Annotated in this window: 10 protein-coding genes; all 10 read left to right on the top strand. The window is 36.3% G+C overall.

Going from position 1 to position 14,276, the window contains the following annotated elements; genetic code table 11:
* Window positions 1–6: 6 nt before the first annotated feature.
* The 10 genes from pheT to NSQ92_RS15040 all read left to right on the top strand — a co-directional run bounded on the left by pheT (window position 7) and on the right by NSQ92_RS15040 (window position 14,273).
* Window positions 7–2,421 carry a phenylalanine--tRNA ligase subunit beta gene (pheT, locus tag NSQ92_RS15085; RefSeq protein ID WP_341152926.1) on the top strand — a complete coding sequence of 805 codons (2,415 nt, stop codon included), beginning with the start codon at window positions 7–9 and terminating at the stop codon, window positions 2,419–2,421.
* A gap of 687 nt (window positions 2,422–3,108) precedes the next feature.
* Window positions 3,109–4,389 carry an ABC transporter substrate-binding protein gene (locus NSQ92_RS15080; RefSeq protein WP_095258095.1) on the top strand — a complete coding sequence of 427 codons (1,281 nt, stop codon included), beginning with the start codon at window positions 3,109–3,111 and terminating at the stop codon, window positions 4,387–4,389.
* Window positions 4,390–4,623: 234 nt separating this feature from the next.
* A complete protein-coding gene (locus NSQ92_RS15075) occupies window positions 4,624–5,607 on the top strand; it encodes a carbohydrate ABC transporter permease (protein WP_217275553.1) in 984 nt (327 codons plus the stop codon).
* Window positions 5,604–6,452 carry a carbohydrate ABC transporter permease gene (locus NSQ92_RS15070; protein WP_047941915.1) on the top strand — a complete coding sequence of 283 codons (849 nt, stop codon included), beginning with the start codon at window positions 5,604–5,606 and terminating at the stop codon, window positions 6,450–6,452. Before NSQ92_RS15075 ends, NSQ92_RS15070 begins: the two co-directional genes overlap by 4 nt.
* A gap of 93 nt (window positions 6,453–6,545) precedes the next feature.
* A complete protein-coding gene (locus NSQ92_RS15065) occupies window positions 6,546–7,562 on the top strand; it encodes a LacI family DNA-binding transcriptional regulator (RefSeq protein ID WP_047941916.1) in 1,017 nt (338 codons plus the stop codon).
* Between the two features lie 69 nt (window positions 7,563–7,631).
* A complete protein-coding gene (locus NSQ92_RS15060; protein WP_095258059.1) occupies window positions 7,632–8,591 on the top strand; it encodes an ROK family protein in 960 nt (319 codons plus the stop codon).
* Between the two features lie 463 nt (window positions 8,592–9,054).
* On the top strand, window positions 9,055–9,318 hold the full coding sequence (gene zapA / locus NSQ92_RS15055; protein ID WP_047941918.1) for a cell division protein ZapA: 264 nt from the start codon (window positions 9,055–9,057) through the stop codon (window positions 9,316–9,318).
* 8 nt (window positions 9,319–9,326) lie between these two features.
* Window positions 9,327–9,869: a CvpA family protein gene (locus NSQ92_RS15050; RefSeq protein ID WP_047942150.1), complete on the top strand. Its 543-nt coding sequence runs from the start codon at window positions 9,327–9,329 to the stop codon at window positions 9,867–9,869.
* Window positions 9,870–10,017: 148 nt separating this feature from the next.
* Entirely contained in the window at window positions 10,018–11,733 is a 1,716-nt protein-coding gene (polX, locus tag NSQ92_RS15045; RefSeq protein WP_047941919.1) for a DNA polymerase/3'-5' exonuclease PolX, read from the top strand.
* Window positions 11,734–11,921: 188 nt separating this feature from the next.
* Window positions 11,922–14,273, top strand: coding sequence for an endonuclease MutS2 (locus NSQ92_RS15040; protein ID WP_047941921.1), 2,352 nt, complete (start codon window positions 11,922–11,924; stop codon window positions 14,271–14,273).
* Window positions 14,274–14,276 lie beyond the last annotated feature (3 nt).

Below are 14,276 nucleotides of genomic sequence, written 5' to 3'. Positions count from 1 at the left end.
GAAAAAATGTTAGTATCCTATAATTGGTTAAATGAATATGTAGATTTAAATGGCATAAGTCCTAATGAATTAGCAGAAAAAATTACAAAGAGTGGTATCGAGGTAGAAGGCGTCGAGGTTCTTGATGAAGGAATTAAAAATGTAGTAATCGGTTATGTTGTCGAGCGTGAACAACATCCGAATGCAGACAAATTAAATAAATGTTTAGTCGATGTTGGCGAGGGAGACCCAATCCAAATTATCTGTGGCGCTCCTAATGTAGATAAAGGCCAAAAGGTAGCTGTAGCAAAGGTTGGCGCAGTTCTTCCAGGTAACTTCAAAATTAAAAAAGCGAAGCTGCGTGGGGAAGAATCAAACGGGATGATTTGTTCCCTGCAAGAGCTTGGTATCGAAGGGAAAATTGTCGCAAAAGACTATGCACAAGGCATTTTTGTTTTTCCAAGTGATGTAGAGGTCGGAAAAAATGCATTAGAATATTTGCAACGAAATGATGCCGTACTAGAACTGGGGTTAACTCCAAACCGTGCTGATTGCTTAAGCATGCTTGGAGTAGCGTATGAAGTAGCTGCCATTTTAGAAAAAGAAGTAAAATTACCTAATACAGAATATCCAACAATTAACGAAAAAGCATCTGATTATATTAAAGTTTCAGTAGAAGAGAATGCAGATGTACCATTATATACAGCAAGAGTAATTAAGAATATCAAAATCTCTCCATCTCCATTATGGATGCAAGGAAAATTAATGGCTGCAGGAATCCGCCCACATAACAATGTGGTCGATATTACGAACTATATTTTACTAGAATATGGTCAACCGCTGCATGCCTTTGATTATGATAAAATTGGCTCAAAGGAAATTCTTGTAAGAAGAGCACAAAGTGGCGAAAAAATTACGACACTTGATGAAACGGATAGAACATTATCAGAAGATAATCTGCTTATTACGAACGGAAAAGAAGGAATAGCTGTTGCTGGTGTAATGGGTGGTGCGAATTCTGAAGTTCAAGCTGACACTACTACTGTTTTATTAGAATCTGCTTATTTTGACAGTAAAGTAATTCGCAGATCTTCTAAAGTAATTGGTTTAAGAAGTGAAGCAAGCGCAAGATATGAAAAAGGAATTGATCCAAATCGAGTACGTAAAGCTGCAGATAGAGCTTGTCAATTATTACAATTATATGCTGGCGGAGAAGTGCTTGAAGGGGAAGTCGCAGTTGATACACTCACTGCTGAGCCAAAAGTAGTTTCGATTACGCTCGGAAAAATCAATCAAACATTAGGAACAACATTAAAGACGGATGCAGTAACGGCTATTTTTGATAGTCTTCAATTTGCAACACAAATGGAAGGTGACACATTCACGGTAACTGTGCCAACAAGAAGAAATGATATTGTTATCGAGGCAGATTTAATCGAAGAGGTTGCCCGTCTTTATGGCTATGATAACCTGCCGAAAACATTGCCAATAGGTGCGGCTACACCAGGTTCTTTAACTGCTTATCAGAAAAAACGTCGTATGGCACGCAGATATTTAGAGTCAGCTGGATTATATCAAGCAATTACCTATTCATTAACAAATGAAGCGAAAGTGCATAGCTTTGCTATAGAGAAAAGAAACCCAATCAAACTTGCAATGCCAATGAGTGAAGAACGTGCATTATTACGTCAAAGCATCGTGCCGCAGCTGTTAGAGGTGCTTAAATACAATGCAGCAAGACAAAATGAAAACATAGCTGTTTATGAAACAGGGGTTGTCTTCTTAGCGAATGGAGAACAGGAGCTTCCCGAGGAAAAAGAACATTTAGCTGGTGCAGTTACAGGCATTTGGAGTATGCATCCATGGCAAGGAGAGAAGAAAACTGTTGATTTCTTTGTTGTAAAAGGGGTATTAGAAGGGTTATTCCAAAAGTTAGGTGTTCATGAGCAAATTACATTTGCTAGAGCGGAATTGGATGGAATGCATCCAGGAAGAACAGCTGAAATCGTCCTTAATGGGGAGATCATTGGATTTGTCGGCCAAGTGCATCCGCAAATGCAAAATGATTTAGATTTAAAAGAAACGTATTGTTTCGAACTAGACCTAAGTAAGTTATTTGCTGTAGAAGTAGAAGCATTACATTATACGTCCATCCCTCGTTTCCCGTATGTAACAAGAGATATAGCACTTGTTGTAGAGAAGGACGTGTTAGCTGGTAGTCTTCAAGAAATTATTATTGAAGCTGGTGGAAAGTTACTAAAAGATGTTCAAGTGTTTGATTTATATGAGGGTGAAAAAATGGAAGCAGGCAAAAAATCGATTGCATTCTCCTTAACATATTTTGATCCAGAACAAACATTAACAGATGAAATGATTAGCAAGACTCATGATAAAGTACTTGCTGCAGTAGAAGAAAAAGCTGGTGCTTCGCTAAGAGGCTGAGGCGGATAAAAAACATCCCAGAGTTCAATTCTGGGATGTTTTTTAATTGAAGCTGGGACATAAGTATTTTCAACTAAATAACCCCGAACAATAATACGTACACATTAAAAAATATTCGATAATTGTTTAGGGATTTATATTTATTTTATTAAAGAAAATTTGGGTTATCACCCGCAAGACTAATAAACTTCGCTTTACAAGGGGCGAGCGCCCAACCTTCTCGGCGTATCGTGTGTCTGTAGTGTATGGGAACGAAATTGCTTCGACACTCAATTAGAGATCGTTCGTTTTTATCCATTTGTCCTAGCTTCTTTTGCGTTATTAAAATTTGTTACTTTATTTGCATTTTCGTAGCGGATGTAAGAGATAACAGTATATTATTGCGAAAACGGTTTCGAATAGTAATTCTTGTGAAGTCACTATTTATGGCGGGAATATTGAATAAATAAATTAAAACCACATATTTTTTAAAAAAAATTCTGTAAATTGGTTATTTTTATGTTGATTTTTGGAAGTAATGATATTATTATATGTTTTGTAAGCGATTTCTTTGATTGTTTACGAAACCGATTTCGTTGAAATTGAAATCTATCATTTTTGGGGGTGTTCATTTCTTTATAGAAATCTCATATTTGTGAAAAACTATTAAAATATTAAATAATTTGGGGGGTTATGATTTTGAAAAGAATGAAAAAGTTTGCTGCCTTAGGTTTATCGTCATTGCTTGCACTGTCTTTAGCTGCTTGTAGTGGGAATGATACATCAAGTAAAACGAGTGGTAAAGATGAAAAAATCACGTTGGATTTTTGGACATTTGGCTCGACTGGTTATGAGGATTTAGCAAAAGAATACGAGAAAGAAAACCCAAATATTAAAATTAAAGTAAAAGCATCTGAAACAGCTGATCATCATGATGCGCTTTTTACCGCATTATCTGCTGGTAGCGGTGCACCTGATATTACAATGTTAGAGATTGACCAATTTGACCGTTTTAAAGTGGCTCAAGATCGTTTCGAAAATTTATATGATCTTGGTGCGAAAGATGTGAAAGACCAGTACTTGGATTGGAAATGGAAGAGTGGGGAAAACCAGGACGGAGATTTCTTATTTGGTCTTCCTACAGATATTGGACCTAAAGGGTTGTACTACCGAACAGACGTATTTGAAAAAGCGGGACTTCCAACTGATCCACAGGAAGTAGCCAATCTGATTAATTCACCTGAAGCATTTGAAAAAGCTGGATTACAAGTTAAAGAGAAAACAAAATTGCCATTTGTTGATAGTATTGAAATGGCATATAGAGCTTATCTAGATTCTGCCGAAACAGCTTACTTGACTACTGATAATAAATTAAATTTAGGAGCAGACAGTGACGTGAAAAAAGCATATGACTATGCTATTCGCTTAAATGAACTTGGAATCATAGGTAAATATGATATGTGGACTCCAGAGTGGGCAAATGCCGTTAACAAAGGTGAATTTGCGGCAGAGTTAGGAGCAGGATGGTTAAAAGGATGGATGGAAGGAAATGCTCCTGATGCTGTAGGAAAATGGAGAGTTGCTACATTACCAACTGAGTTTGCTGCAAACTGGGGTGGTTCATACATTGCTGTACCATCTGAAACAAAACATTCCCAAGAAGCTTATGATTTTATTGAATGGCTTGTATCACCAGAAAATCAATTAAAATCATTCCAAAGCCATGGATTATTCCCATCTGCCCAATCTGTATATGATATGGAAGAATTTAAGACGAATGCAGATGAATTCTTTGGTGGTCAAGCAACAGCTCCAGTATTTGCAGAAGCTGCAAAGGACATTAGTGGCATAGGATATAAAGGTGAAAAATATGCTTCCATCCACAGCGAAGTATTGAATGCGCTTAAGAATGTCCAAAATAAAGGAGCAGATCCAGAAAAAGAATGGAAAGCTGCAGTGAAGCGCGCAGAAGATTTATTAAGCCGTTAATCTAATATTTGTTCTATAAAAAACAGGGTCACTAAAATCTACTTACTTTTAAATAATACGAAAAAATCGGTCGGCTTACACATACGAGCCTCTAGCGAGAAAAAGGTTTGTGGTAGGCCGGCGATTCTTCACATATTGGTTTTTTTGTGAGGAAAAAGAATAGTGATTGATAGATAGGGAAGTTTGGACGTTTATATGTACCATGCTCCCTTGAATATGAAAAGAGGTGGGGAAATGAATCCTATCAGTAATAAGGAAACTGTGAACACTATCAGTAAGAAGCAGCCTATTCATAAAAAGCAGAAAAAATTTAGGTCTGAGCAAAAAAAGGATATGCTGTCAGGATATTTATATATAGCGCCTTTCTTCATAATTTTTGCAGTTATCGGCCTATATCCTATGCTTTTTAGTATTTACCTAGCCTTTCAAAAATGGAATGGCTTAAGCCCGATGACATTTAACGGACTGGCTAATTTTGAGACTGTACTAACAGATCCTCTATTTTGGAAATCAGTTTATAATACGATAATTATAGGAATTATGGGAACAGCTCCACAGTTAGTCGTCGGCCTTATTTTAGCTTATTTGTTGAATATGGCTTTTCTTAAGTTTAAAAGTTTCTTTCGTGTAACAATTTTTATGCCCTATTTAACTTCCATGGTTGCTGTAGCCCTTATCTTTAGTGTGTTATTCAGTAATCATGAATCTTCTTTAGCCAATTATGTATTAACTCATTTCTTTGGACTTGACCCAATCCATTGGGCAGCCTCTGAATGGGGAACGAAAATTGCGATATCCATTATGGTGTTCTGGCGGTGGGTAGGATATAACACGATTATCTATCTAGCTGGAATTCAAGGTATACCAAATGATTTATACGAGGCAGCTACCATTGATGGTGCCAATAAATTTCATCAGCTTTTTTACATTACCATCCCAATGATGAAACCATTTATTATCCTAACGGTATTCACTTCAACAGTTGGTGCCATGCAGTTATTCTCTGAACCGACTGTATTTTTAGGAACTGATGCTTTCACAAGGGACGAAGCTATGACAATTGTTATGTACTTGTATAGAGATGCATTTAAATTGCAGTCATTTGGAACAGCATCCGCAACTGCAATCATTCTATTGGTTATCATTTCATTATTTGCTGTCATAAACTTAAGTTTAACGCAAGGATTTGGAAGAAAAAAGAGAGGTGTGGATAAATGAGTAAACATGACAAAAGAAAACGGAAAAAGTTTTCCATAGGCAGATTATCCATTTACTTATTTTTATTTATTGCTGCTATCGTTTCGTTGTTTCCATTTTACTGGATGTTTGTCATGGCAACAAGACCGAGTGCTGCCTACAATTCAATCCCGCCAACTTTAACACCAGGAAATATGCTGGTTGAAAACTTTAAAAAGGTATTAAGTCAAATTGATTTTTTTGGTGGGATGTGGAATTCATTTATACTGTGTTTGGTTGTAACAATCATAGTACTACTCATTAGTTCATTAGCAGGCTTTGCTTTTGCTAAATTTAGATTCCCGGGAAGAAACATATTTTTTATTGCGATTTTGGTAACCATGATTATTCCACCGCAATTAGGGTTAATCCCACAATACTTCTTAATTTCTAAAATAGGACTTCTAGATACCTTACAAGGAGTTATGATTGTATCCTTTTTAAATCCTTTAGGGATATTTCTAATGCGCCAATATATATCCGAGGGTGTTCCTGATGAATTAATAGAAGCAGCGAAATTAGATGGGTGTTCGAATTTCCGTATCTATTGGGGAATTGTATTACCGATTATCTTACCAGCGTTTGCTACTCTTGGGATTATTGTATTTACTGCTGTTTGGGGAGAGTTCTTATGGCAGTTTACGGTTTTAAGAGATCCGGAAATGTATACTATTCAAGTTGCATTGGCACAGTTGGGCAATACTCATAATATTGATTTCGGTATGATTTTATCTGGTGTGTTCTGGGCAACTGTTCCATTATTAGTCATTTTCTTATTATTTAACCGATTATTTATATCAAGTATTACGGAAGGGTCTGTGAAATAAAGACTATTTCCTGCCGTGCTATTGTTTCATTCTCCAACTTTTATTAATCTAATATTAGGAATGAATTTAGACGGAAATAGAAGGGATAAAACGATGAGTTTAACAATAAAGGACATTGCACAATTGGCAGGGGTATCACCATCAACCGTTTCGAAAGTATTAAATAATTATGGCGAAATAAGTGAGATGACTAGAAAAAAGGTCATGACAGTTATTAATGAAATGGGCTACGCACCAAATTTTTCGGCTCGGTCACTGGCAACGAAAAAATCAAGTCTCATTGGACTTATCTATGCAGGTAAAATCAATGTAGACATGACTCATCCATATTTTAATGAAGTTATTTCGACTTTTAAGAAAAATATTGGATTGCTTGGATACGATATCTTAATGTTTTCTAATGAACAATTTCAAGGAAGTTATTTAGCAAGATGCAAGCACTTTAATTTGGATGGTTGTTTGATAATTGCAGGTGAAGAAGTGGAGGATGCTACATTTGAACTTGCTGAGAGCGGTTTTCCTTGTATTGGAATTGATATTGAATTAGTTGGTCCAAAAGCGAGCTACGTCATGACGGACAATGTAAATTTATCAAGGAAGGTAGTAGAACATTTTTATTTGAATTCTCTTAGAAAAATTGGTTATATCGGCGGGATGAGTGAATCCGTCATTTCTAATCTAAGGTTAAAGGGGTTCAAGGATGCGATGAATCAGTTTGGCCTTGAAATCAGGGAAGATTGGATTCAATATGGAGATTACCATGAAGAAAGTGGTTATATCGCAATGAAGAGAATACTTGAGTTGAAAGATTATCCAGAAGCTATTTTTGCTGCATCCGACTTAATGGCTTTAGGTGCACTAAGTGCTATTAAGGAAGCTGGACTTCATACACCTAGAAATATCCGAATTGTAGGATGTGATGATATTGCTGCTTCCCGCTATAGCGATCCTAAATTGACCACGGTCAAACAGGATAAGGAGAAAATCGGTAAATTATCTGCTTTTATGCTAAATGACTTGATAGAAGGAAAATCAAAATTAAAGCCAGTGTATACCGACTCTGAAATTATTGTAAGGGAAACGTGTGGGACGAACAAAGCCTTTAGGTGAGTTCAGGACTGATTTAGGAGCTTTCTTACATGAATAATAAGACTTGGATGGATGTTAGGAGGTTTTTTGGTGAACTATTATGCAGTATTTGATGTGGGAGGCTCCGCAATAAAATTTTCGCTTATGGATGAATTGGGAAACTTTATAGAAAAGTCTTCTGTTCCAACTCCCAAAGACGGAATTGATTCTTTCGTGGATACAATCGAAACTGTGGTGAAGAATTTTCAAGAAAAGAATGAGATAATCGGCATCGCCTTAAGTATGCCAGGAGCAGTAGATGTAGAAACAGGATTTATTAAAGGAACCTCAGCTCTTCCTTATATTCATGGGCCAAATATAAGGAATGTCATCCAAGAACGGACAAAATTACTTGTTGAGCTTGAAAATGATGCTAATTGTGCAGGGTTAGCGGAGGGATGGATGGGTGCTGCAAAAGAAGTCGATGATTATATATGTATTGTAATTGGGACTGGTATTGGTGGTTCTATTTTTCTAGATAAGAAAATTCGTCATGGCAGCCATCTTTTTGGAGCAGAATTTGGTTACATGATTTTAGAGGATTATCTGAATCAGCCGCTAGGGGAATCATGGAGTTCTCTTGCAGCAACTGGAGGTTTAATTAAGCAAGTTGCGAAACGGAAAAATTTGGATCCGATTACTCTGGACGGGCAAATTGTATTTAAGATGGCAGACGAAGGTGACTGGGAAGTACAGGAAGAAATAGAGAAATTTATTAAGCGCTTAGCTGTAGGAATTTATAATTTACAATACATTATTGATCCGGCAAAAATTCTAATCGGAGGAGCAATCAGTAAACGCGAAGGGCTTATTGAACAGATTAACGAAAAGCTAAAAATTATGAAACCAACTGAAGAGTGTTTAAACATCCAAGTTCAGCCATGCCGATTTGGAAATGACTCGAACTTAATTGGAGCTCTATACCATTTCTTACAAAGAACATCTAGTCCGTTAAGTGGTGTAACTGAAGGGGAAATGAATACATCTTCTTTAAAAACTATTTCTAGTTAAGCACGAATAGAAATTGGATTATGGATTCTGTTGTAAGGTTTAAACATAGGGGATAATTGCTTTTTAGTATTTTTTCTCATTCTCATTCACTTCTAGAGCTGGAAGGAATGTCATTTACGTGTTATAAGTTCCAGTATAAATTATTTGATTGCACATAAAATCATCCTTTCTTTTAATGTTGTGTGGTAACTTCATTTTACTAAAAAAGGATGATTTTTTTGTGCGTTTATTCAGAAATATATATGAAAGGGAGTCCAAAAAATTAGCTTTCACTCACATTTTGGACAGCCCCCCTTCTTACTATTTGAAGCTAGTTTTGTTCCAGCCTCTTATTTTATCAAGTGAATTATAATTCCTGCCCTTTATTAAAAGTCTTAAGATAGAATCTATTCGAATGACTTCCCTAGCAAGAATAATTCATGATATGATAGAAACTAGGATTCTTTAGAATGGAGGCATGGGCGTGTCAAATACCCCTAAAAATCGTACAAATGTTGATATATATGGAACACAATATACAATAATAGGGAAAGAACCTTCTAACCATGTTAGACTGGTTGCCTCCATAGTTGATGAAAAAATGCGTGAAATTCATGTTTTGAATCCCTCACTTGATACCAATAAACTTGCAGTACTTACCGCAGTAAATATAGTAAACGACTATGTAAAGCTAGAAGATCGAGTGAAAGAATTAGAGGAAGAATTAAAAAGAAGAGAAAAGGACTGACAATGTTCATGTTAGATATTATTTTGGTTATATTGCTGCTTTTTGGTCTTCTTAGAGGACTAAAAAGAGGATTTATTATGCAAATTATACACTTAACAGGATTTATTGTTGCGTTTATTGTTGCTAATAAATATTACATCCCGCTATCGCAAAAATTAACACTATGGATTCCATATCCAAATATAGGAGAAAGTAGTTTGCTGCAATCTTTTATTCAAACGGCAAATATAGAAGACGTCTTTTACAGAGGGTTCTCCTTTGTTGTGATATTTTTTGTGGTGAAAATCGTTTGGCAAATTATTGGAAGTATGATAGATTTTGTTGCTAGTATTCCAATCTTAAAACAGTTAAATACATGGGCTGGAGCGGTCCTAGGATTTGTCGAAACGTATTTGCTATTATTCCTTCTATTATTTATTTCTATTTTAATCCCGGTTGATTTTATTCAAGCTCAATTAAATGAATCCTCGGTTGCCGCATGGATGATAGAAAACACTCCATATTTTTCAGAGAAAATAAAAGATTTATGGTTTGATTATATGGCTTCATAGAAAGAGGAAACTCTTCTAGCTTTATATGTAGCTAGAGAGTTTTTTTGTTTAGTTTAAACAGGTACTACATAATTATTGAATTTATAGAGTTCATGGTATGATAGGTAGATGAGAAGAAGAGTTATTTTACATATGTGGGTGATAAAGGATGATTACAAATAAAGATATTATTCGATTATTAGAGCAAATTGCGATATATATGGAGCTGAAAGGAGAAAATCCATTTAAAATCTCTGCCTTTCGAAAAGCGGCCAATACGATTGAAACAAGTGAATTGAACTTAACCGACATAACCGATCTAACGGAACTGCCGGGAATAGGAAAGGGAACAGCTGCTGTTATAGAAGAATATCTAAAAGAAGGCAAGTCGTCTGTTTTACAAGAGTTAAAAGACGAAGTTCCAAAAGGATTAATACCATTGCTGCAGCTGCCAGGTCTCGGTGGGAAAAAAATCGCAAAATTATATAAAGAGTTGTCTGTCGAAAATGCAGAGGATTTAAAAAATGCATGCTTAAAAGGAGAAGTGCAAGCATTAAAAGGTTTTGGCAAAAAGACAGAAGAAAAAATTATGGAAGCCCTTCAAAATGCCGGATCTCGCCCAGAGCGACTGCCAATTGCATTTATGATTCCGATAGCAGTCTCCATTGAGGAACAACTAGCTAAGATGGAAGGGGTTGTGCAATACTCTAGAGCCGGAAGTTTAAGAAGAGTTAGGGAGACGATTAAAGATTTAGATTTTATTGTCGCCACAAATGCTCCTGATCAGGTGAAAGAGCAATTGCTTCAGCTTCCGTCTATAAAAGAAGTAATAGGAGCAGGATTGACAAAAGTTAGTGTAATACTAGGGCTGGATTATGACGTTTCTATCGACTTTCGGTTAGTGAAACCAGAGGAATTTGCAACAACCTTACATCATTTCACAGGTTCAAAAGAACATAATGTGCGAATGAGACAGCTAGCTAAGGAACGCGGAGAAAAAATAAGCGAGTATGGCGTTGAAAATAATGAAACAGGCGAAATAAAAACCTTTAAGACAGAAGAAGCGTTTTATCATTATTTCGAACTGCCCTTTATTCCTCCTGAAATAAGAGAAGATGGAAAAGAGGTAGAAAATTATTCAGATGATAGTGAGCTTATTTCCTTGGAAGATATTAAAGGAGATTTGCATATGCATACCACTGCAAGCGATGGTGCACATACATTAGAAGAAATGATAGAAGCAAATCGAAAATTAGGCTATCAATACATGGCTATTACAGACCATTCTCAATATTTAAAGGTTGCCAATGGATTAACACCAGATAGAGTGAGAAAGCAAATAAAAGAAATTAAAAGGTTAAATGCTAAATATGAAGATATAACTATTTTAGCTGGTGCTGAGATGGATATATTACCAGATGGCACACTAGATTATGATGATGAATTATTGAAAGAATTAGATATTGTGATTGCCTCTATCCATTCTGCTTTTTCACAATCGAAAGATAAGATAATGAATAGATTAAAAGCTGCCATGGAAAACAAATATGTTGATATCATTGCACACCCAACTGGTAGGAAAATTGGCAAAAGAGATGGTTATGATGTTGACATGGAAATGCTCATTCAATTAGCGAAAGAAACGAATACTGTCTTGGAATTGAATAGTAATCCTAACCGCTTAGATTTAAATGCAGCACATGTCAAAATGGCACAGGATGCTGGCGTAAAGATTGTCATAAATACAGATGCTCATTATAAGCATGAGCTTAATAATATGGCCATCGGAGTATCCACCGCGAAAAAGGGCTGGATAAAAAAATCTACTGTATTGAATGCTATGTCCAAAGAGGAATTATTAGCCTTCTTATATAAAGGTAATTAAGTATGCTTGGATGAGAATGGGGGAATCTGCAAGGTATAGCTGTTTTCGCCTCCGTCCAAGTCATGACGTGAAAAGCATTCTCTCTGTTGAAAAGGGATAGCTTAATGGAAAAGAACGCTCTAAAAGTCAGAAGAACCAATAAAAAATATGATTAAACCCGAAATGGGGATAGCAAAGGAGATTACTCCATGCAGGAAAGAGTATTTAAAACGTTAGAATTTGATAAAATTAAAGATCAATTAATCGAGCATGCATCTTCTTCATTGGGAAGAAATAAAGTGGAGGAATTAGTTCCATCTACTGATTATAATGAAGTTGTAAGCTGGCAAGAAGAAACAGATGAAGCTGCTAAGGTATATCGCATGCGTGGATCCATCCCTCTTGATGGAATCTATGATATCCGCGCCCATGTGAAAAGATCCTCTATTGGCGGTATGCTTAGTCCAGCTGAATTAAATCAGATTGCCAGTACCGTTCATGCTAGTAGACAAATGAAACGATTTATTGAAGAATTTCATGAAGAAGAGCCTATTCCGATACTGTTTACTTTAACAGACAGTATCATGGTGCTTGTCGAAGTAGAAGAAGAAATCAAGATGGCTATTGATGAACAAGGTGCAGTGATGGATAGTGCAAGTGATGCCCTTAGAACATTAAGAAATCAGCTGCGTAGAAATGAATCAAAAGTACGAGAGAAACTAGAAAGTATGATTCGTTCTTCAAGTGCCCAAAAAATGCTGTCTGACAGTATTATTACAATCAGAAATGATCGGTATGTTATCCCGGTTAAGCAAGAATATCGAGGCAATTATGGGGGGATTGTTCATGATCAAAGTGCCTCTGGGCAAACCCTCTTTATTGAACCACAGTCTGTAGTGACACTAAATAATGAACTTCAAGCTATTCGGGTCAAAGAACAACAAGAAATTGATCGTATCTTAACGCAATTAACGGCACTCGTAGCACAATATGAAGAAGAGCTATTGCATATTGTCACTGTATTAGCAGAAATTGATTTTATGTTTACAAAAGCAAAATATGCTCATCGGTTAAAAGCATCCAAACCAAAAATTAATAATGAAGGAAAGATTGTTCTGCTTAAAGCGAAGCATCCACTTATACCGCCAGAGGTTGTGGTGGCGAATGATATTATTCTTGGGGATTCCTATACATCTATCGTTATTACCGGACCAAATACGGGCGGTAAAACAGTAACTTTAAAAACAGTAGGTCTATGTACTTTAATGGCACAAGCAGGCCTGCAGATTCCAGTATTAGACGGTTCGGAAATGGGCGTTTTTAAATCTGTATACGCAGATATAGGGGATGAACAATCCATTGAACAGTCTTTAAGTACGTTCTCTTCCCATATGGTTAATATTGTTAGTATTCTTGAAAAAGTAGATCATGAAAGTCTTGTTTTATTTGATGAGTTAGGAGCTGGAACAGATCCTCAAGAAGGAGCAGCTCTAGCTATTTCGATTCTCGATGAAGTAAACAAACGCGGAGCAAGAGTTATTGCGACTACTCATTATCCAGAGTTAAAGGCTTATGGATATAATCGCGAAGGCGTTGTAAATGCAAGTGTGGAATTTGATATTGAAACATTAAGCCCGACATATCGATTACTTATTGGAGTACCGGGAAGAAGTAATGCCTTTGAAATTAGTAAGCGGTTGGGCTTAAAGGAAGATGTGATTAATACAGCTCGGTCACATGTAAGCGAGGATAGCAATAAAATCGAGAATATGATTGCCTCCCTGGAGAATAGTCGTAAGCAAGCGGAAAGAGAGCATGAAGAAGCGAAAGATTTATTAAAACAAGCGGAAATGCTACATCGTGATTTACAGAAACAAGTAATGGAATATTACGAGAAGAAAGAAACACTGCAAGAAAAAGCAAAAAGAGAAGCGAAAGAAATTATCGAAAATGCTAAAAAAGAGGCCGAAGCTGTTATTGGCGATTTACGAAAAATGCAGCTCGAAAAACGAGCAGAAGTAAAAGAACATGAACTAATTGATGCAAGAAAACGTTTAGAGGATGCAACACCACAAATAGAAAGACAAAAACAACCAGCTGCGTCGAAGACGAACCATGTTTATCAGCCTGGCGATGAAGTAAAGGTTCTAACCTTTAATCAAAAAGGACAATTACTAGAAAAAGTTTCCGATAAAGAATGGCAAGTCCAAATTGGTATTATGAAAATGAAGGTCAAAGAAAAAGATCTTGAATTCATCAAAGCACCAAAGGTGGTAGAAACAAAACCACTAACCACGATAAAAGGAAAGGATTATCACGTTAGCTTGGAGTTAGATTTACGTGGCGAGAGATTCGAAAATGCTCTTGCTCGAGTAGAAAAGTATATAGATGATAGTCTGCTTGCTGGCTATCCACGAGTCTCCATTATTCATGGAAAAGGAACAGGAGCCCTTCGTTCAGGTGTTCAAGAGTATTTGAAAAATCATCGGGCTGTAAAAAGGATTCGTTTTGGAGAAGCAGGAGAAGGCGGCAGTGGTGTAACGGTTGTCGAATTTAAATAAACT

It is taken from the genome of Niallia sp. FSL M8-0099, assembly GCF_038006945.1.
Classification (GTDB): domain Bacteria; phylum Bacillota; class Bacilli; order Bacillales; family Cytobacillaceae; genus Niallia; species Niallia circulans.
This window is presented reverse-complemented; position numbering and strand designations above follow the sequence as displayed.